Below are 21057 nucleotides of genomic sequence, written 5' to 3'. Positions count from 1 at the left end.
AGGGCGGGCTTGCCAACCTTCGCAGGACCTATGGCCAGGCTTAATACAAATCTACCGGGTCTACATCCAACGACCATCGCACCTGCCGACCACTGGGCATTTGCTCCAGGGCAAGCAACCAGCTACTTAATAGCCGATGCAGCGGTGCACGAGACGTCGCCTGCAAGAGTAGCTGAGCACGGTAACGGCCGGCGCGACGCTCCATGGGGGCTGGCACCGGGCCGAGCAGCTCGATGCCGATGAGGCCCAGTTCGCCGAGCAAACGTTCGGCAGCGCTGCAGGCCTCGTCCAGGAAACCTTCGGCCTGCCCCGGTTTGTGCGCTTCGGCCCGTAGCAGTGCTAAATGGGAGAAGGGCGGCAGGCCGGCGGCGCGGCGCTCACTCAGCGCCTGTTCGGCAAAAGCAAAGTAGCCTTGCTCTGTCAGCTGAATCAGCAGCGGGTGGTCGGCCAAGTGGGTCTGGATAATCACTTTGCCCGGTTCTTCGGCGCGGCCTGCACGGCCTGCGACTTGTACGATCAACTGCGCCATACGCTCGCTTGCGCGGAAATCTCCGGAGAACAAGCCGCCGTCGGCATCCAGGATCGACACCAGGGTTACCCGTGGAAAGTGATGCCCTTTGGCAAGCATCTGTGTGCCGATCAAGATGCACGGCTGGCCTTTCTGGATGGTGGCGAACAGTTGGTTCATCGCGTCTTTACGCGACGTGCTGTCGCGGTCGACCCGCAGCACCGGAAAGTCAGGGAACAGGATGCCCAGGCGCTCTTCGGCGCGCTCGGTGCCCGCGCCGACTGGTCGCAGGTCGACTTTGCCGCATTGCGGGCAGTGACGCGGTACCCGCTCTACATGGCCGCAATGATGGCAGCGCAGTTCGCCGTAGCGCTGGTGCACGGTCATGCGCGCATCGCAGCGCTCGCATTCGGACATCCAGCCGCAGTCATGGCAGAGCAGTGTTGGCGCAAAGCCACGACGGTTGAGGAATACCAAAACCTGTTGGCCGGCGGCGAGGGTCTGGCCGATGGCTTGTTGCATCGGCCCGGAAATGCCGCTGTCCAGTGGGCGGCTTTTTACATCCAGGCGCAGGAAGCGCGGTTGTTTGGCACCGCCGGCACGCTCGTTCAGACGTAGGAGACCATAACGACCGGTGTAGGCGTTGTGCAGGCTCTCCAAAGACGGTGTGGCCGAGCCCAGCACAATCGGGATGTCTTCCTGGCGCGCCCGCACCAGCGCCAGGTCGCGAGCGTGGTAGCGCAGGCCTTCCTGCTGTTTATAGGAGCCGTCGTGCTCCTCGTCGATGATGATCAGCCCGGGGTTTTTCATCGGAGTGAACAGCGCCGAGCGGGTGCCGATAATAATGTCGGCCTCGCCATCCCGTGCGGCCAACCAGGACTCCAGGCGTTCACGGTCGTTGACCGCCGAGTGCACCAGGGCGATGCGCGCATTGAAGCGCTGTTCGAAGCGCGCCAGGGTCTGCGGTCCCAGGTTGATCTCGGGGATCAGCACCAGTGCCTGTTTGCCGGCCTGCAGGGTTTCGCGGATCAGTTGCAAATACACTTCGGTCTTGCCGCTGCCGGTAACGCCGGCCAGCAGGAACGCGTGGAAACTGTCGAAGCCAGCGCGTATTGCCTCGTAGGCCGCACGTTGCTCGGGGTTCAGCGGCAGTTCCGGCTGGGCCAACCAGTGTTCGTGGCGCGGGTCGGGGGCGTGCTTGCGGATTTCCACCTGCACCAGGCCTTTGGCGAGCAGCAGGTCGAGACTGTCTTTGCTCAGCATCAGTTTGCTTAGCAACTGATGGGCTACGCCGTGTGGGTGCTGGGCCAGGGTCGCCAAGGCTTCGCGCTGGCGCGGGGCGCGAGCGATGCGTGGGTCGTCAAGGCGTGCGCCGGGAACCATCGACCAGAAACGCTCCTGGCGCGCCTCGGCGAGTTCGCCCTGACGCAACAACACTGGCAGCGCCCAGCTCAAGGTATCGCCGAGGCTGTGCTGGTAATACTGGGCAGTCCATAGGCACAGCTTGAACAGCGCGGGTGGCAGCGGTGGCGTGGCATCGAGTATCGCGAGTGCAGGCTTGAGCTTCTCGGCCGGGACTTCGCTGTGGTCGGCAACTTCCACCAAAACCCCGATCATCTCCCTTCGACCAAACGGCACGCGCACGCGCATGCCTGGCTGCAACTGTGCCCGCAGCACACCGGCCGGGGCCCGGTAATCGAACAGGCGGCGCAGGGGCGAGGGCAGGGCTAGGCGCAAAATGGCGTCGGGCACGCGGGGGGTCTCATATAAGGCAGGCGGTGGCGCAAGGGCGGGAGCCTAGCAGACGAGGGGTGGCTTGGGTATGCCGTGGATTTCTGATGAAAGGACGATTCACACCCTCAGCGCCGCTTGCGCGTTTAAAAAGGTCTGGTAGAATCCGCGGCCTAATTACGTGCGGTATTCGACAATAGTGTCGAGTGGCGGCACGCTAGCCCGAGGAAGTGCCATGAAAGCCGATATCCATCCAGCGTACGAAACCATCGAAGTAACCTGCAGCTGCGGCAACAAGTTCGAAACTCGTTCGAACCTGTGCAAGCCACTGGGTACTGACGTATGCAACGAGTGCCACCCGTTCTACACCGGTAAGCAGAAAACTCTGGACACCGGCGGCCGCGTACAGCGCTTCGCAGATCGCTTTGGTGCTTTCGGCAAGAAGCCTGCTGCTACTCCAGCAGAGTAAGGCTCAAGAGCCTTATGGGCTTTTGCAAGCTGTTGAAAAAGGCGTCCCTTGTGGGCGCCTTTTTTGTGCCTGGGATTTGGCTGTCGGCAGCCCAGGCCGAAGTGTTCTGCCCGGCGCCGGCCTCATTGGCTCAGGTACACGTACAGCGCGTTGTGGATGGCGACACGGTACGCCTCAAGGACGGTCGCAGCGTACGCATGATCGGCCTCAATGCCCCGGAAACCGGCAAGAAGGGCCTTGCCGACGAGCCTTATGCTGTCGCTGCCCGCCAGCGTTTGCAGGCGTTGGTGCAGGCCAGCGGCGGTCGCGTCGGCCTGGTGGTGGGGCGTGAAAGCAAAGATCGCTATGGCCGAACCCTGGCCCATCTTTATGGTGTGGATGGAGAGAACCTGGAAGCCCGACTGTTGGCCGAGGGCCTGGGGTTTCAGGTAGGCGTAGCGCCGAATGTCGATCTTGTTGCGTGCCAGCGGGCAGCCGAGAACAGTGCTCGCAAGGCGCGCCTGGGGTTGTGGCGGCAGTCGCCAGTGCAGCGTGTGGCGCAACTCAAACAGTCCGGCTTCGCTCTGGTCAGCGGCCAGGTGAGCAAGGTCGAGCGTAATCGCGGTGGTGTCTGGATCGAAGTGCAGGGCTCACTGGTATTGCGCATTGCCCCTGCGTTGGCCAGCCAGTTCGACAGCGCCATGCTGAGTGGTCTGCAAGGCAAGACAATCGAGGCGCGCGGTTGGGTGCACGATCGTGCCAGGCGCGGCAGCTTGAAGCGCGATCAAGCTCGTTGGTTACTGCCGCTGAGCGACCCCAGCATGCTCAATTCGACGAATTAATAAAAAATTGTAGACATTTTTTTATGTGATTGTGAACAGTTTAGCCCTTGTATCCCGTGGCCTTAGACCAAAGTACGGCGGTTTGGGGCCTTGACACCGGTGACTACCCAGTCTTGTAGGGACTTTACGACACGCGTATCCTCGGCGGTCCGTCGACCAACAGTAAAAGCGGAATGCCGATATGTCTGATTTGAAAACTGCCGCTCTCGAATATCATGCCAATCCTCGTCCAGGAAAGCTGAGTGTAGAGCTCACCAAAGCCACCGCCACCGCCCGCGACCTGTCGTTGGCCTACAGCCCTGGCGTGGCCGAGCCCGTACGTGAAATCGCCCGCGACCCTGAGCTGGCGTACAAGTACACCGGTAAGGGCAACCTGGTTGCAGTGATTTCTGATGGCACCGCGATTCTCGGCCTGGGTAACCTCGGCCCATTGGCTTCCAAGCCAGTCATGGAAGGTAAGGGCGTGCTGTTCAAGCGCTTTGCCGGTATCGACGTTTTCGACATCGAAGTCGACTCCGAGAGCCCGCAAGCTTTCATCGACACCGTCAAGCGCATTTCCATCACCTTCGGTGGCATCAACCTGGAAGACATCAAGGCACCTGAGTGCTTCGAGATCGAAAAGGCCCTGATCGAACAGTGCGACATTCCGGTATTCCACGATGACCAGCACGGCACCGCGATCGTTACCGCGGCCGGCATGATCAACGCCCTGGAAATCGCTGGCAAAACCCTGGCTGATGCCAAGATCGTCTGCCTGGGCGCTGGCGCTGCGGCCATCTCCTGCATGAAGCTGATCGTCAGCATGGGCGCCAAGCTGGAAAACATCTACATGGTCGACAGCAAGGGCGTGATCCAGTCCGAGCGTTCCGACCTGAACCAGTACAAGGCGATGTTTGCCCACCCGTCGTCCAAGCGCACTCTGGCTGACGCCCTTGACGGTGCAGACGTGTTCGTCGGCCTGTCCGGCCCGAACCTGCTGAGCGCTGAAGGCCTGAAGTCCATGGCGGCCAACCCAATCGTGTTCGCCTGCTCCAACCCGGACCCAGAGATCTCGCCAGAGCTGGCTCACGCCACCCGTAGCGACGTGATCATGGCCACTGGTCGTTCGGACTACCCGAACCAGGTCAACAACGTGCTGGGCTTCCCGTTCATCTTCCGTGGTGCCCTGGACGTTCGCGCCAAGCGCATCAACGAAGAAATGAAAGTGGCTGCCGCCAACGCCCTGCGTGAACTGGCCAAACTGCCGGTACCTCAGGACGTATGCGACGCCTACGGTGGCGCCAAGCTGGAATTCGGTCGTGAGTACATCATTCCGAAACCAATGGACAAGCGCCTGATCACCCTGATCTCCGATGCCGTGGCCAAAGCCGCCATCGAGACCGGCGTGGCCACCCTGCCGTATCCGAAGAACTACCCGCTGCAAAGCGTGGATGATGTGTTCAACGGCTAAGCCGTTGTAGCGCACCAACAAAAAGCCCCGGCTCGTGAGAGCCGGGGCTTTTTTGTGCCTAGCTGCGGGGGCTTTTGTAGTGAGCGGGCTTGTCCCGCGCTGGGTGGCGAAGCCGCCCCAATCCAGTCACCGCAGTCTTCCAGGCAAAACTCGGTTGTCTGGTTTTAGGGCGGCTTCGCCACCCAGCGCGGGACAAGCCCGCTCACTACAGAACCTGAGTTAGAACAGATCGATCGGTGCCGCTTCATCTGCTGGCAACGGGCTACCCGGTGCAACACCATTGCCCAGTTCGTTGACCGACGGCGGCGTGTCTTCGCTCTTGAACAGTTCGAAGTACGCATTCGGCGTGCTTGGCGAGGCCGCGCGGCCGCTGACCGGGTCGATCCGCAGGCTGAGAATGCCTTCCGGTTCCGGCTGGGTGTGCAGCGGTTTGTCCTTCAAGGCTGCGCCCATGTAGCTCATCCAGATCGGCAAGGCGACGGTACCACCGAACTCGCGGCGGCCGAGGCTTTCTGGTTGGTCGTAGCCGGTCCATACGGTGGTCACGTAGTCGCCGTTGTAGCCGGAGAACCAGGCGTCCTTGGAGTCGTTGGTGGTACCGGTCTTGCCCGCGATGTCCGCACGGCCCAGTGCCAGTGCACGGCGGCCGGTACCCTTCTTGATCACGTCTTCAAGGATGCTGTTGAGGATGTACGTGGTGCGGCCATCCACCACGCGCTCAGCAACGGCAGGGGCTTGTGGCTCGGCTGGCGCGGTGGTGTTCGCGGCTGGCGCGGCACCTGGGGTCGGCTCGATGGTGATGCCGCCATGGCTCGGCGCGGCCAGGCCATCGGTGGCGGCTACGCCGTTGACCACATCACCCGGCACGCGTGGCGGGTTGGCGGTGAACAGCGTGTCGCCATTGCGGCTTTCGATCTTGTCGATCAAGTACGGCGAGATCTTGTAGCCGCCATTGGCAAAGGTGCTCCAGCCGGTGGCGATTTCCATCGGTGTCAGGGTCGCAGTGCCCAGGGCCAGCGACAGGTTAGGCGGCAGGTCCGACTTGTTGAAGCCAAAGCGGGTGATGTAGTCGATGGTCTTGCCTACACCCATCGCTTGCAGCAAGCGGATCGACACCAGGTTGCGCGACTTGTACAACGCCTCGCGGATACGGATAGGACCGAGGAAGGTGTTGGTGTCGTTCTTAGGGCGCCAGACCTTGTCCAGGTATTCGTCGACAAACACGATTGGTGCGTCGTTGACCAGGCTGGCAGCGGTATAACCGTTGTCCAGCGCGGCGCTATAGATGAACGGCTTGAAGCTGGAACCCGGCTGGCGCTTGGCCTGGGTGGCACGGTTGTAGTTGCTCTGCTCGAAGGCAAAGCCACCGACCAGTGCGCGGATTGCACCGTTCTGTGGGTCCAGGGAAACCAGGGCACCCTGGGCCAGCGGCACCTGGCTGAATTTGAGGCTGTCGTCCTTCTGGCGTTGCACGCGGATCAAGTCACCCACCTGCGCCACGTCCGACGGCTGCTTGGGCATCGGGCCCATGCTGTTGGTGTTCAGGAACGGTCGCGCCCACTTCATGCTGTCCCAGCTCACGTGCGCTTCGCCGGTACGGGTCAGGACCTGCACGCCGTCTTTTTGCACTTGGGTCACGATGGCCGGTTCCAGCCCGCTGATTGCGCGTTGCTTGCCCAGCTCTGTGGTCCATGCGCTCAAGGTCTTGCCCGGCAAGCGCGATTCAGGGCCTCGGTAGCCGTGACGCTGGTCGTAAGTGATCAGGCCGGAATGCACCGAGTTGTTGGCAAAGTCCTGCAGGTCGCTTGGCACGGTAGTGGTGACGCGGAAGCCCTCGGTGTAGGCCTCGCTGCCATAACGGCCGACCATCTCGGCCCGGGCCATTTCAGCGATATACGGCGCGTTCACTTCCGGCGTTGGCACGTGGTAGCTGGCGTTCAGCGGTTCGGCCACTGCGCTTTCATAGGCGGCTTGGTCGATCTTGCCCAGCTTGTACATGCGGCCGAGGATCCAGTCGCGGCGTTCTTTGCTGCGTGCCGGGTTGGCCAGGGGGTTGAAGCGCGAAGGCGCCTTCGGCAGGCCAGCAATCATGGCCATCTGTGCCAGGCTGGCATCACGAATCGACTTGCCGTAGTAAACCTGCGAAGCCGCCTCGATCCCGTAGGCGCGGTTGCCCAGGTAGATCTTGTTGACATACAGCTCAAGGATTTCGTCCTTGGTCAGCTGACGCTCGATTTGCAGCGCCAGCAGGATCTCGGTGGCTTTACGCGAGAAGCTGCGCTCGCTGGTGAGGAAGAAGTTCTTCGCCACCTGCATGGTGATGGTGCTGCCACCGGATTGAATGTGTCCGCTCTTTACCAGTTGCGTGGCGGCGCGCACCAGGCTGCTGGGATCTACGCCGTAGTGGTTGGCGAAATTATCGTCTTCGGCCGAGAGCAGGGCGCTGATGAAATTGGGTGGAATGTCGGCAAAACGGATCGGTGTGCGGCGCATTTCGCCGAACTCCGCGATCAGCTTTTCATCGCTGCTGTAGACCCGCAAAGGAATCTGCAACTGGATACTTCTCAGGGCCTCTACGGAGGGTAAACCCGGACTAAGGTAGAGGTAGGCACCGCTGAGTACGAGCAGCAGCCCGCAGACAATCGCGACAATGGAGTACCCGAAAAACTTCAGCAGACGAATCAAGGCTTTTGGATTTCCAGAGAAAAGAATGAGTTAGGCGTCGGGGCATGCATGGCAAACGATGGATCAACCCGAGCTGCAGATAAAGCGGGAAAAAACGCTGGGCATTAAAGCATTTTTCGGCTTGGGGCGTCATTCGCGCCTGTTCAACAAGTCGACCGAATGCATGGCGCCCAGCAGCAATCAGGCGGTATGACAGGCAAAGTTTTAGGGAGTTTTATGAGAAAGGGATTTTTCACGCGAAAAGCCGACGCCCTGCTGGGTGTCGATATCAATGACACGGCCATTCGGCTGGTTGAGTTGGGCCGTTCTGGCAACGGTTACAGTGTTCAGGGCTATGCCACCCAGGCACTGCCCGCCCGCGCGGTGGTCGATGGCACGCTTGTGGATCTGGAAAGCATAGGGCGTGCCTTGCACGCGATGCTGCCTCGGTTGCACACGTTAGCCCGTGGCGCTGCGGTTGCCGTGGCCGGGCCTTCAGTGATTACGCGGGTCATCGACATGGCAGCAGGGCTCAGCGACGATGAGATGGCATGGATGATCCAGGCAGAAGCGGACCAGTACATTCCGTACCCGCTGGACGAGGTGGCCATCGACTTTCAGGTCCAGGGGCGCTCGGCCCAGGACCCTGATCGCGTCGAGGTGCTGTTGGCAGCCTGCCTGAAGGAGCATATCGAAGCGCGCGAGGCGGTCTTGGCCCTGGCAGGGCTGGTGCCGAAGGTGATTGATGTCGAAGCGTTTGCATTGGCGCGTGCTTGCAGTCAGGATTTCGCCAGCTTCACGCCGGGCCATCGAGTCGATGGCGCACAATGGGCCGTGGATGCCCACGGGATGGGAATTGCTTGTGGGTTGGCCCTGAGGAGTTTCGCTTGAAGACACGAATCAACCTGTTGCCTTGGCGTCAGGCCTTGGCAGAGCGGCGGCGCAAGTATTTCCTTGCGTTTCTGCTGGCGTTCGCCGGTGTGGCGCTCGCGGCCGTGTGGCTGGCGGACCAAGTGATCGACCGGGCCATTGATCGGCAAGTGACGCGCAATAACCATTTGGATAAGGACGTCGCCGTCCTGGACTCACGCATCAAGACCATCGACGACCTGCAACTGCAAAGCCAGAAGTTGGCGGAGCGCATGAAGGTCGTGCAGGACTTGCACGATGGGCGCTCGTCCAGTGCCCAGTTGCTGGACCAGTTGGCGCGTGCTGTGCCTGAGGGCGTGCATCTGCATGAGGTGGTGGCGAAGGGTGACACGGTCAGCATCAGCGGCAGTGCCGACTCCAGCCAGGACATCGCCCAATTGATGCGTAGCCTGGAAGCCTCCGAAGGCGCCCACGCCACTCGGCTGCAACATGTGCGCACAGAAGGCGCTCGCGGCAACAATGAATTCCAGCTGATGGTGCGTCAGGGCGATTCCACCGAGGCTCAGCCTTGAGCCTGCTGTGGCTCAAACTTCGCGCACTCACTCACAACACTGAAAAATGGCCCCTTCCCGGCAAGGCCCTGCTGGGTTGTGCGCTGGCGGGTGTGGTGTGGGTGGTCGGCGACCTTGCTTACTTGAGCCCCTCACGGGGGCGGTTGTATCAGGTCGCGGCGCGGGAAGTGTCCCTGCAGCAGCAAGTTGCGCAAAAAACCGCCCAGTCTGCCAGCCTGGAAGAACACAACCGCCAGCTACTGCTTAGGCAAGGTCGGGTTGACACGCTTCTGCGACAGTTGCCGAGTGAGTCCGCTATGCCTGGGTTGTTGGAGGATATTGCGCGCTTGGCGCTGGCCAATGGCTTGCTGGTCGAAAGCGTCACACCCTTGGATGAACAGCCTCATTCGTTTTATATCGAGCAGCCCGTGCAAATTGGCGTGACGGGCGCGTATCACGACCTTGCGATGTTCGTGAGCGGCCTGGGAGGCCTTACGCGAATCGCCACCACGCACGATGTTGCCTTGCGAGGGGATGGCAGGTTGCTGCGCCTCGATGTGTTGGCCAAGGCCTATTGGCGCACGCAGCAAGGTGCGCGTTCGGCTGAGCCTATCTTGCAAGCCCAATCGTTTACCTATGACTCATCCGGCCTGCGCGATCCGTTCCAGCCGCTGGCGTTGCAGGCCGAACACGCGCCTGGGCGTCCGGCCCTTGCGCCGGATCTGAAAAGGCCGCGTGGGATCTTGGAAAACCTCGCGGTGGAGCAGTGCGAAATGGTCGGCACATTGTCCCGAGGCATGCAGTCCTTCGTCCTGCTACGTGCCGCTAACCAGGTATACCGCCTGGCGGTCGGCGACTACCTGGGACCAGACCATGGCCGGATCACGGCTATTCATGATGGCCACGTCGAGCTGGTCGAGTTGTTCCCCGATAAACAGGGCGCTTGGCTGGAGCGCTCGCGAACCCTGGTGTTAAACGTCAACTCATAACGGAATCGAACCCATGAAAAGGACTTTCTTGTCCGTCGGTGTGGCGCTATGGATAGCGTTCACGGCACCGATGGCTGCCGCTGTGCCCAATCGCGTCGACCTGATTCATCTGCCGCCTCCTGACAATGCGGTTTCGGGCGTCTACGCCGGCGATAAGCTGAGCCTCAACTTCCAAGACATCCAACTGCGCACGGTATTGCAGCAAATCGCCGACGTGGCAGGCCTCAACCTGGTCGCCGGGGACGATGTGCAGGGTTCGATCACCCTGCGGCTCAAGGATGTGCCATGGGACCAGGCGCTGGACCTGGTATTGCAAGCCAAAGGCCTGGATAAGCGAGTAAAGGCTGGCGTGTTGCTGGTGGCGCCCGCCGAGGAGTTGGCAGCCCGAGAATTGCTGGTATTGGAGTCGCGCAAGCAGATGGCTGAACTGGCGCCATTGCGTCGGGAGTTGTTGCAGGTCAATTACGCCAAGGCGGCAGACCTGGCCAAGCTGTTCCAATCGGTGGCCGGCCTGGAAGGCACCACCGATGAGCGTGGCTCAGTGGCCGTGGATGACCGCACCAACAACATCGTTGCCTACCAGACTGGCGAGCGCCTTGAAGAGCTGCGGCGAATCGTTGCGCAATTGGATGTCCCGGTGCGCCAAGTGATGATCGAGGCCCGGATTGTCGAGGCCAATGTCGATTACGACAGAAGCCTCGGCGCGCGTTGGGGCGGGCGGCTCACTCGCGGCAAGTGGGGGGCTGGCGGCGTTGGCAAATCACTGGGCGAGGGCGCAGAGCCTCCGGAAAATCCGCCCTCTGCACCCTTTGTCGACTTAGGTTCTTTAACGGGGTCGTCGGGCCTGGGTATCGCCTATATCACCGATAACCTGCTGCTGGACCTTGAGCTGACCGCGATGGAGAAAACCGGCAACGGGGAAATCGTCTCCCAGCCCAAGGTGGTGACGTCCGACAAGGAAACCGCGCGGATTCTCAAGGGGACCGAGATCCCGTACCAGGAATCCAGCTCCAGCGGCGCCACCTCGGTGTCGTTCAAGGAGGCCTCGCTCTCCCTGGAAGTCACCCCACAAATCACTCCCGACGACCACGTGATCATGGAGGTCAAAGTCACCAAGGACGAGCCGGACTACCTGAACAAGCTCAACGATGTACCGCCGATCAAGAAGAACGAAGTCAACGCCAAGGTGCTGGTCAAGGATGGCGAGACCATCGTCATTGGTGGGGTTTTCTCCAATACCCAAAGCAAAGTGGTAGATAAAGTGCCATTTTTGGGCGATGTGCCGTATCTTGGCCGCCTTTTCCGGCGCGATGTGCTGGCGGAGAAAAAATCCGAGCTGCTGGTATTCCTGACTCCGCGTATTATGAATAACCAGGCGATTGCTGTGAGTCGTTGATTCTGTGCGAAATTTGATTCTTGTAGGACCGATGGGGGCTGGAAAAAGCACCATCGGCCGTTTGCTGGCCAAAGAGCTGCGCCTGCCGTTCAAAGATTCCGACAAGGAAATTGAATTGCGCACGGGTGCCAATATCCCATGGATCTTCGATAAGGAAGGCGAGCTGGGCTTTCGTGACCGCGAGCAGGCGATGATCGCCGAACTGTGCGGCTGCGACGGCGTGGTATTGGCTACCGGCGGTGGCGCAGTCATGCGCGAAGAAAACCGTCGTGCCCTGCATGCCGGTGGTCGGGTGGTCTATTTGCATGCCTCGGTCGAGCAGCAGGTGGGCCGTACCGCCCGCGATCGCAATCGCCCGTTGCTGCGCACGGCTAATCCGGAAAAAACCTTGCGGGACCTGCTGGCGCTGCGCGATCCGCTGTATCGGGAGATCGCCGACCTGGTGGTGGAAACCGATGAGCGACCACCCAGGATGGTGGTTCTCGATATTCTTGAGCGCCTGCAACGGCTGCCACCCCGTTAAAGCCAGGCCCGAAATGCGCTATTCTCGGCGGCGCGCCATTCTCTTCTGGAGTGTGGCGTAGAGCCATCAGGCGGCGTCAGATCTTGACGTTGCCGGTCGTCAATACATCTCTAACGCGGGGACACATGCAGACACTTAAGGTCGATCTAGGCGAGCGCAGCTACCCGATCCATATTGGCGAAGGTCTGCTGGACCAGCCCGAGCTGCTCGCGCCGCACATTGCTGGGCGGCAAGTGGCGATCATCTCCAACGAAACGGTCGCGCCGCTGTATCTTGAGCGTCTGAGCCGCAGCCTGGCAGCGTACTCGGTGATCTCCGTGATCCTGCCTGATGGCGAAGCTCACAAGAACTGGGAAACCCTGCAACTGATCTTTGATGGCCTGCTCACCGCGCGCCATGATCGCCGCACCACCGTGATCGCCCTGGGCGGCGGTGTGATTGGTGACATGGCCGGCTTCGCGGCCGCCTGCTACCAGCGTGGCGTGGACTTTATCCAGGTGCCGACCACGTTGCTGTCCCAGGTTGACTCGTCGGTGGGCGGCAAGACCGGTATCAACCATCCGCTGGGCAAGAATATGGTTGGCGCGTTCTACCAGCCACAGGCTGTTCTGATTGATACCGCCACCCTCAATACCCTGCCGCCGCGCGAACTGTCTGCGGGCCTGGCGGAAGTCATCAAGTACGGGCTGATCTGCGACGAGCCGTTCCTGACCTGGCTTGAAGAGCATGTTGATGCCCTGCGCGTCCTGGACCAGGTTGCACTCACCGAAGCTATTTCGCGCTCCTGCGCGGCCAAGGCATTGGTCGTGAATGCCGACGAACGGGAGTCCGGTGTGCGGGCCACCTTGAACCTGGGCCACACCTTCGGCCATGCGATCGAAACTCACATGGGCTATGGTGTGTGGCTGCATGGGGAGGCCGTAGCGGCTGGCACAGTGATGGCATTGGAGATGTCGCAACGCCTGGGCTGGATCAGCGCCCAGGAGCGGGATCGCGGTATCCGCCTGTTCCAGCGCGCCGGTTTGCCGGTCATTCCGCCTGAGGAAATGACCGAGGCTGACTTCCTGGAACATATGGCGATAGACAAGAAAGTGATCGACGGTCGACTGCGACTGGTGCTGCTGCGCCACATGGGTGAAGCCGTGGTGACCGACGATTATCCAAAAGAGATTTTACAAGCCACGCTGGGAGCGGATTACCGTGCCCTGGCTCAGCTGAAAGGTTAACCAGATCCCGATGACTAGTTTGCATGCCGACGAGGCGTTCCTCGGCCATTACCAGTTAAGCCACGACCCTTTTGCTCCACGGGTGCCTGGTTTCAAGTTTTTCCCGGCTCAGCGCAAGCCGGTGCTTGGGCAATTGCATCACCTTGCACGCTACAGCCAACTTCTGCTGGTCGTGACGGGGCCGTTGGGCAGCGGCAAGACCCTGCTGCGCCAGGCCCTGGTGGCCAGCACCAACAAGCAATCGGTTCAGAGCGTAGTGGTGTCGGCCCGTGGTGTCGGTGATGCGGCAGGCGTTTTGCGCCAGGTTGCCCAGTCGCTGGACGTGGCCACTGCCGAGCCGAACGCGATTCTAAAGCAGGTTGTGCAACTGGGCCTGACGGGCCAAGAAGTCTACTTGTTGGTGGATGACGCCGAACAGCTTGATGAATCTGCCCTGGAAGCGCTGCTGGCACTGGCAGCGGGTACGCCGGAAGGTCGCCCGCATGTGTTCCTGTTTGGTGAGTCGTCGTTGATCGCCGATCTGGAGCAGATCAGCGGCGAACAAGAGCTGTTCCACGTCATCGAATTGCAGCCTTACGAAGAAGAAGAAACCCGCGAATACCTGGCTCAACGCCTGGAAGGCGCAGGGGCGGGTATCGAACTTTTCTCCGCTGCGCAGATCTCTGATATTCACGACAGCGCAGGCGGCTGGCCTGGCACCATCAACCAGGTCGCCCGCGATGCGATGATCGAAGCCATGATTGCCAGCCGCTCTGCGGTCAAGCGTCCAAAGATGGGGTTCACCATGCCTAAGAAGCACGTATTGGCTATTTCCGCCGTTGTCGTGGTCGCTGTTGCCGCCGCCTGGTTGATTCCAGGTCGTAGCAAGGCACCAACCACGGCCGGCGCGCCAACCGAACAGGCGCAATTGCCACTGGGCAAGCCCACGCCAAACGTCGAATTCGCCAATTCCGGGCAACCGACCAACCTGCCTATGGTTGGCCAGCCTGTGATGCGTGGCCCACTCGCCGAAGAAGCCGGCGGCATCTCCGAAGGCGACGACGGTGTGCCGGTGGAAGGCTCGAGCGCTACACCGCCAACCGTGACTACCACTGCACCACCTGTGGGTGTGCCTGCAGGTCAGCCGGCGGCCAAGCCAACGCCAGCACCGACTGTTGCCACCGCCAAGCCGGCACCGGTGACCAAGCCCGTCGCCGCTGCGCCAGTTGCCAAGCCTGCTCCGGCCCCAGCGGCCAAGCCTGCTGAAAAACCTGTCGCCGTCGCTAAAGCAGGCGCAGCTGGCAGTGGCTGGTATGGCAGCCAACCAGCCAGCAATTTCGTCGTGCAGATCCTTGGCACCAGCTCCGAAGCCAACGCCCAAGCTTTCGTGAAAGAGCAGGGCGGCGAGTACCGTTATTTCAAGAAAGTGCTCAACGGCAAGCCTCTCTACGTGATCACCTACGGCAACTTCTCTAGCCGTGCAGCCGCTGATTCTGCGATCAAATCCTTGCCAGCGAAGGTTCAGGCTGGTAAACCTTGGCCTCGCACTGTCGCCAGCGTTCAACAAGAACTGGCAACAACTCGCTGAAGATCCGGCGACCTTACCCAGGTCGCCCTCCCAGCACCTCAAAATAAATCGCATGGCGTGCAGTCCCGCAAGGACCGCGCGCTTTGTGGTGTCTGCGTCACAGTGGCTTTTGAGTCGCGGCAGTCAAAATTAAAAAAGTTTTGACTAGCACAGCGTATCGCTTTAAACCTTTCATAAATGCGACATAGATTTGCGACATTTCGTCGCTAAATTTGTGAGCGTCTGTGTCGGTGTGTACAATGACCTCCCTTTTGCCCCCGCTAAGTCGGCGTACGTTCGACGTGGAAGGTAACCGGTTGAATTGAAAAGAAATTTGCCTCGTTATAAGAGGCAGCCTGGTGAGAAAGTGTCTATGAAAGCAGGTCTGTACCAACCCGACGAATTCAAGGATAACTGTGGTTTCGGCCTGATAGCCCATATGCAGGGCGAGCCCAGTCATACCCTTTTGCAAACGGCCATCGAGGCCCTGACCTGCATGACCCACCGCGGTGGGATCAACGCCGACGGCAAGACCGGTGACGGTTGTGGCTTGCTGATTCAAAAGCCCGACCTGTTCCTGCGCGCTGTCGCCAAAGAGCATTTCGCTGTTGACCTGCCCAAGCAGTACGCCGTGGGCATGGTGTTCTTCAACCAGGACCCGGTCAAAGCCGAAGCCGCTCGCGAAAACATGAACCGCGAGATCCTGGCTGCTGGCTTGCAGCTCGTCGGCTGGCGCAAAGTGCCGATCGACACCAGCGTGCTCGGCCGCCTGGCCCTGGAGCGCCTGCCGCAGATCGAACAAGTGTTCATCGCAGGCGACGGCCTGAGCGACCAGAACATGGCGATCAAGCTGTTCACATCGCGTCGCCGCTCGTCGGTGGCCAACGCCGCTGACACCGACCACTACATCTGCAGCTTTTCCCACAAGACCATCATTTATAAAGGCCTGATGATGCCGGCGGACCTCACCGCCTTCTACCCAGACCTGAGCGATGAGCGCCTGCAAACCGCAATCTGCGTGTTCCACCAGCGCTTCTCCACCAACACCCTGCCGAAATGGCCGCTGGCCCAGCCATTCCGCTTCCTCGCCCACAACGGCGAGATCAACACCATCACCGGCAACCGCAACTGGGCCGTGGCCCGTCGCACCAAGTTCGCCAACGACTTGATGGACCTGGAAGAGCTCGGCCCGCTGGTCAACCGTGTGGGTTCCGACTCCTCCAGCATGGACAACATGCTCGAGCTGATGGTCACCGGCGGCATCGACCTGTTCCGTGGCGTGCGCATGATCATTCCGCCCGCGTGGCAGAACGTCGAAACCATGGACCCGGACCTGCGTGCGTTCTACGAGTACAACTCGATGCACATGGAGCCGTGGGACGGCCCGGCCGGCGTGGTCATGACCGACGGCCGCTACGCGGTGTGCCTGCTCGACCGTAACGGTCTGCGCCCGGCGCGTTGGGTCACCACTACCAACGGTTTCATCACCCTGGCGTCGGAAATCGGCGTGTGGGACTACAAGCCCGAAGACGTCATCGCCAAAGGCCGTGTTGGCCCTGGCCAGATCCTGGCCGTGGACACCGAAACCGGGCAGATCCTCGACACCGACGCCATCGACAACCGGTTGAAGTCGCGTCACCCGTACAAGCAATGGCTGCGCAAGAACGCCCTGCGCATCCAGGCGACCATGGAAGACAACGACCACGGTTCGGCTTTCTACGATGTCGACCAGCTCAAGCAGTACATGAAGATGTACCAGGTCACGTTCGAAGAGCGCGACCAGGTGCTGCGCCCACTCGGTGAGCAAGGCTACGAAGCCGTAGGCTCCATGGGCGATGACACGCCGATGGCCGTGCTGTCCCAGCGCGTGCGCACGCCGTACGACTACTTCCGCCAGCAGTTCGCCCAGGTGACCAACCCACCGATCGACCCACTGCGCGAAGCTATCGTGATGTCGCTGGAAGTGTGCCTCGGTGCCGAGCGCAACATCTTCCAGGAATCGCCTGAGCACGCCTCCCGTGTGATCCTCAGCTCGCCTGTGATTTCGCCGGCCAAGTGGCGCTCGTTGATGACCCTGGACCGCCCAGGCTTCGACCGCCAGATCATCGACCTGAACTACGACGAGAGCCTCGGCCTTGAAGCCGCTGTGCGCAACGTCGCCGACCAGGCCGAAGAAGCCGTGCGCGCCGGTCGTACCCAGATCGTGCTGACCGACCGACACATCGCTCCAGGCAAGTTGCCGATCCACGCATCCCTGGCGACCGGCGCGGTGCACCACCGCCTGACCGAAAAAGGCCTGCGTTGCGACTCCAACATCCTGGTCGAAACAGCCACCGCCCGCGACCCGCATCACTTCGCGGTGCTGATCGGCTTCGGCGCCTCGGCGGTGTACCCGTTCCTGGCTTACGAAGTGCTGGGTGACCTGATCCGTACAGGTGAAGTGCTGGGCGATCTCTATGAGGTGTTCAAGAACTACCGCAAAGGCATCACCAAAGGCCTGTTGAAGATCCTGTCGAAGATGGGTATCTCCACCGTCACGTCTTATCGCGGCGCTCAACTGTTCGAAGCCATCGGCCTGTCTGAAGAGGTTTGCGAGCTGAGCTTCCGTGGCGTGCCGAGCCGCATCAAGGGTGCGCGTTTCGTCGATATCGAAGCCGAACAAAAAGCCCTGGCAGCCGAAGCCTGGAGCGCGCGCAAGCCGATCCAGCAAGGTGGCCTGCTCAAGTTCGTGCACGGTGGCGAATACCACGCGTACAACCCGGACGTGGTCAACACCCTGCAAGCCGCTGTGCAGCAGGGTGACTACGCCAAGTTCAAGGAATACACCTCGCTGGTGGATAACCGCCCGGTGTCGATGATTCGCGACCTGTTCAAGGTGAAGACCCTGGACACGCCGATGGACATCAGCGAAGTCGAGCCGCTGGAATCGATCCTCAAGCGCTTCGACTCCGCCGGTATCTCCCTGGGCGCGTTGTCGCCTGAGGCACACGAAGCCCTGGCCGAAGCCATGAACCGCCTGGGTGCGCGTTCCAACTCCGGTGAAGGCGGTGAAGACCCGGCGCGCTACGGCACCATCAAGAGCTCGAAAATCAAGCAGGTCGCCACGGGTCGTTTCGGTGTAACGCCGGAATACCTGGTCAACGCCGAGGTGCTGCAGATCAAGGTAGCCCAAGGTGCCAAGCCCGGTGAAGGCGGCCAGTTGCCAGGCGGCAAGGTCAACGGTCTGATCGCTAAGCTGCGTTATGCAGTGCCGGGCGTGACCCTGATTTCGCCGCCACCGCATCACGACATCTACTCGATCGAAGACTTGTCGCAGCTGATTTTCGACTTGAAACAAGTCAACCCGAAGGCGCTGGTCTCGGTGAAGCTGGTGGCAGAAGCTGGCGTTGGCACCATCGCTGCCGGCGTGGCCAAGGCCTATGCCGACTTGATCACCATCTCTGGTTACGATGGCGGCACTGGTGCTTCGCCGCTGACCTCCATCAAGTACGCTGGCGCACCGTGGGAACTCGGCCTCGCTGAAACCCACCAGACCCTGCGCGGCAACGACCTGCGCGGCAAGGTGCGTGTACAGACCGACGGCGGCCTGAAAACCGGCCTCGACGTGATCAAGGCCGCGATCCTCGGCGCCGAAAGCTTTGGCTTCGGCACCGCGCCGATGATCGCCCTGGGCTGCAAATACCTGCGCATCTGCCACCTGAACAACTGCGCCACCGGCGTCGCCACTCAGAACGAGAAGCTGCGCAAGGATCACTACATCGGCACCGTCGACATGGTGGTGAACTTCTTCACCTACGTCGCCGAAGAGACCCGTGAGTGGCTGGCCAAGCTGGGCGTGCGTTCGCTGGAAGAACTGATCGGTCGTACCGATCTGCTGGAAATCCTCGAAGGCCAGACCGCCAAGCAACATCACCTGGACCTTACGCCGCTGTTGGGCAGCGATCACATCCCGGCCGACAAGCCACAGTTCTGCGGCGTCGAGCGCAACCCGCCATTCGACAAGGGCCTGCTGGCCGAGAAGATGGTGGAAATCGCAGGTGGCGCGATCAGCGACGCCAGCGGTGGTGAATTCGAACTGGATATCTGCAACTGCGACCGTTCCATCGGCGCCCGCATCTCCGGCGAAATCGCGCGCAAGCACGGCAACCAAGGTATGGCGAAAGCGCCAATCACCTTCCGCTTCAAGGGCACTGCCGGCCAGAGCTTCGGCGTGTGGAACGCCGGCGGCCTGCACATGTACCTGGAAGGCGATGCCAACGACTACGTGGGCAAGGGCATGACCGGCGGCAAGCTGGTGATCGTTCCGCCTAAAGGCAGCGTCTACAAGACCCAGGACAGTGCCATCATCGGCAACACCTGCTTGTACGGCGCCACCGGTGGCAAGCTGTTCGCCGCCGGTACGGCCGGTGAGCGTTTCGCCGTGCGTAACTCCGGTGCCCACACCGTGGTGGAAGGCACTGGCGATCACTGCTGCGAGTACATGACCGGGGGCTTTGTCGCGGTACTGGGCAAGACCGGTTACAACTTCGGTTCGGGCATGACCGGCGGTTTCGCCTACGTGCTCGACCAGGACAACACCTTCGTCGACAAGGTCAACCACGAGTTGGTCGAGATCCAGCGGATCAGCGGCGAAGCCATGGAGTCCTACCGGAACCACTTGCAGCACGTGCTGGACGAGTACGTCGAGGAGACCGGCAGCGAATGGGGTCGTAACCTCGCCGAAAACCTCGATGATTACCTGCGTCGTTTCTGGCTGGTCAAGCCCAAGGCTGCCAACCTGAAATCGTTGCTTTCCAGCATCCGTGCCAACCCGCAGTGATATGCGCCTGAAGAGTTTGATGAGGTTTTAACATGGCTGAACGTCTGAATAACGACTTCCAGTTCATCGATGTCGGGCGCAAAGATCCGAAGAAGAAACTGTTGCGTCAACGCAAGAAAGAGTTCGTGGAAATCTACGAACCCTTCAAACCCCAGCACTCGGCCGACCAGGCCCACCGTTGCCTGGGTTGCGGTAACCCGTATTGCGAATGGAAGTGCCCGGTGCACAACTTCATTCCCAACTGGCTCAAGCTGGTGGCCGAAGGCAACATCCTCGCCGCCGCCGAGCTGTCGCACCAGACCAACACCCTGCCGGAAGTGTGCGGCCGGGTGTGCCCGCAGGACCGTCTGTGCGAGGGTGCGTGCACCCTTAACGACGGTTTCGGCGCGGTGACTATCGGTTCGGTGGAGAAGTACATCACCGACACCGCGTTCGCCATGGGCTGGCGTCCGGACATGTCCAAGGTCAAGCCGACCGGCAAGCGCGTCGCCATCATCGGTGCCGGACCTGCTGGCCTGGGCTGTGCCGACGTGTTGGTGCGCGGCGGCGTGACCCCGGTGGTGTTCGACAAGAACCCGGAAATTGGCGGTCTGCTGACCTTCGGTATTCCCGAGTTCAAGCTGGAAAAAACCGTACTGAGCAACCGTCGCGAAGTGTTCACCGGCATGGGTATCGAGTTCCGTCTCAATACCGAAATCGGCAAAGACATCACCATGGAACAACTGCTCGAAGAATACGATGCCGTGTTCATGGGCATGGGCACCTACACCTACATGAAAGGCGGCTTTGCCGGTGAGGATTTGCCGGGCGTGTACGACGCCTTGGACTTCCTGATCGCCAACGTGAATCGCAACCTGGGCTTTGAAAAGTCGCCGGAAGATTTCGTCGACATGAAGGGCAAGAAGGTCGTGGTGCTGGGCGGTGGTGACACCGCGATGGACTGCAACCGTACGTCGATTCGCCAGGGTGCCAAGTCGGTGACCTGTGCGTACCGTCGTGACGAAGCCAACATGCCCGGCTCGCGCAAAGAGGTGAAGAACGCCAAGGAAGAAGGCGTGAAATTCCTCTACAACCGCCAGCCAATCGCTATCGTCGGTGAAGACCGCGTCGAAGGCGTGAAAGTGGTCGAGACCCGTCTCGGCGAACCGGACGCCCGTGGCCGTCGCAGCCCTGAGCCGATTCCGGGTTCTGAAGAGATCATCCCGGCTGACGCCGTGGTCATCGCTTTCGGTTTCCGCCCAAGCCCAGCGCCGTGGTTCGAGCAGTTCCAGATCCAGACCGACAGCCAGGGTCGTGTAGTCGCCCCGGAACAGGGCCAGCACAAGCACCAGACCAGCAACCCGAAAATCTTCGCCGGTGGCGATATGGTGCGCGGTTCTGACCTGGTAGTGACGGCGATCTTCGAAGGCCGCAATGCCGCCGAAGGGATCCTGGATTACCTCGGCGTCTAACCCCAGTCCAAACTTGGAATGGGATCAAACTGTGGGAGCGGGC

General features: G+C 60.9%; 14 protein-coding genes and 1 pseudogene. 13 read left to right on the top strand and 2 right to left on the bottom strand.

Annotated elements, in window-relative coordinates; all coding sequences use genetic code 11:
- Positions 1–40: 40 nt before the first annotated feature.
- Entirely contained in the window at positions 41–2260 is a 2220-nt protein-coding gene (locus HF257_RS05035) for a primosomal protein N' (RefSeq protein WP_185704851.1), read from the bottom strand.
- A gap of 214 nt (positions 2261–2474) precedes the next feature.
- Here HF257_RS05035 and rpmE point away from each other — a divergent pair, with 214 nt between their 5' ends.
- The 3 genes from rpmE to HF257_RS05020 all read left to right on the top strand — a co-directional run bounded on the left by rpmE (position 2475) and on the right by HF257_RS05020 (position 4979).
- Entirely contained in the window at positions 2475–2708 is a 234-nt protein-coding gene (gene rpmE / locus HF257_RS05030; protein WP_005784030.1) for a 50S ribosomal protein L31, read from the top strand.
- 14 nt (positions 2709–2722) lie between these two features.
- Positions 2723–3529, top strand: coding sequence for a thermonuclease family protein (locus HF257_RS05025; protein ID WP_185704853.1), 807 nt, complete (start codon positions 2723–2725; stop codon positions 3527–3529).
- A gap of 181 nt (positions 3530–3710) precedes the next feature.
- Complete coding sequence (locus tag HF257_RS05020; RefSeq protein WP_185704855.1) at positions 3711–4979, top strand: malic enzyme-like NAD(P)-binding protein; 1269 nt, start codon at positions 3711–3713, stop codon at positions 4977–4979.
- Positions 4980–5198: 219 nt separating this feature from the next.
- On the opposite strand, the gene HF257_RS05015 is transcribed toward HF257_RS05020, so the two are convergent.
- Complete coding sequence (locus tag HF257_RS05015; protein WP_185704858.1) at positions 5199–7664, bottom strand: penicillin-binding protein 1A; 2466 nt, start codon at positions 7662–7664, stop codon at positions 5199–5201.
- Positions 7665–7722: 58 nt separating this feature from the next.
- On the opposite strand from HF257_RS05015, the gene HF257_RS33430 reads away from it, so the two are divergent.
- The 10 genes and pseudogenes from HF257_RS33430 (at position 7723) to HF257_RS04970 (ending at position 21014) form a co-directional block, all read left to right on the top strand.
- Positions 7723–7857 carry a hypothetical protein gene (locus tag HF257_RS33430; RefSeq protein ID WP_269835743.1) on the top strand — a complete coding sequence of 45 codons (135 nt, stop codon included), beginning with the start codon at positions 7723–7725 and terminating at the stop codon, positions 7855–7857.
- 23 nt (positions 7858–7880) lie between these two features.
- Positions 7881–8534, top strand: a complete 654-nt coding sequence (gene pilM / locus HF257_RS05010) for a type IV pilus biogenesis protein PilM (RefSeq protein WP_185704860.1) — start codon at positions 7881–7883, stop codon at positions 8532–8534.
- Positions 8531–9085: a PilN domain-containing protein gene (locus HF257_RS05005; protein ID WP_233081265.1), complete on the top strand. Its 555-nt coding sequence runs from the start codon at positions 8531–8533 to the stop codon at positions 9083–9085. The genes pilM and HF257_RS05005 overlap by 4 nt, the downstream gene beginning before the upstream one ends.
- Positions 9082–10053 (top strand): pilus assembly protein PilP, encoded by a 972-nt coding sequence (locus tag HF257_RS05000; RefSeq protein WP_185704864.1) that lies wholly within the window; start codon positions 9082–9084, stop codon positions 10051–10053. Before HF257_RS05005 ends, HF257_RS05000 begins: the two co-directional genes overlap by 4 nt.
- 142 nt (positions 10054–10195) lie before the next feature.
- A pseudogene (locus HF257_RS04995) lies at positions 10196–11449 on the top strand (type IV pilus secretin PilQ); the annotation flags it as partial.
- A gap of 4 nt (positions 11450–11453) precedes the next feature.
- Entirely contained in the window at positions 11454–11972 is a 519-nt protein-coding gene (gene aroK, locus HF257_RS04990; protein WP_185704866.1) for a shikimate kinase AroK, read from the top strand.
- 125 nt (positions 11973–12097) lie between these two features.
- Complete coding sequence (gene aroB / locus HF257_RS04985) at positions 12098–13198, top strand: 3-dehydroquinate synthase (protein ID WP_185704868.1); 1101 nt, start codon at positions 12098–12100, stop codon at positions 13196–13198.
- Between the two features lie 10 nt (positions 13199–13208).
- Positions 13209–14765 (top strand): SPOR domain-containing protein, encoded by a 1557-nt coding sequence (locus HF257_RS04980; protein ID WP_185704870.1) that lies wholly within the window; start codon positions 13209–13211, stop codon positions 14763–14765.
- Positions 14766–15117: 352 nt separating this feature from the next.
- Positions 15118–19563 carry a glutamate synthase large subunit gene (gene gltB, locus HF257_RS04975; RefSeq protein ID WP_185704872.1) on the top strand — a complete coding sequence of 1482 codons (4446 nt, stop codon included), beginning with the start codon at positions 15118–15120 and terminating at the stop codon, positions 19561–19563.
- 32 nt (positions 19564–19595) lie between these two features.
- Positions 19596–21014, top strand: a complete 1419-nt coding sequence (locus tag HF257_RS04970; RefSeq protein WP_185704874.1) for an FAD-dependent oxidoreductase — start codon at positions 19596–19598, stop codon at positions 21012–21014.
- The last annotated feature ends 43 nt before the right edge of the window (positions 21015–21057 follow it).

Source organism: Pseudomonas cremoris, assembly GCF_014230465.1.
This window is presented reverse-complemented; position numbering and strand designations above follow the sequence as displayed.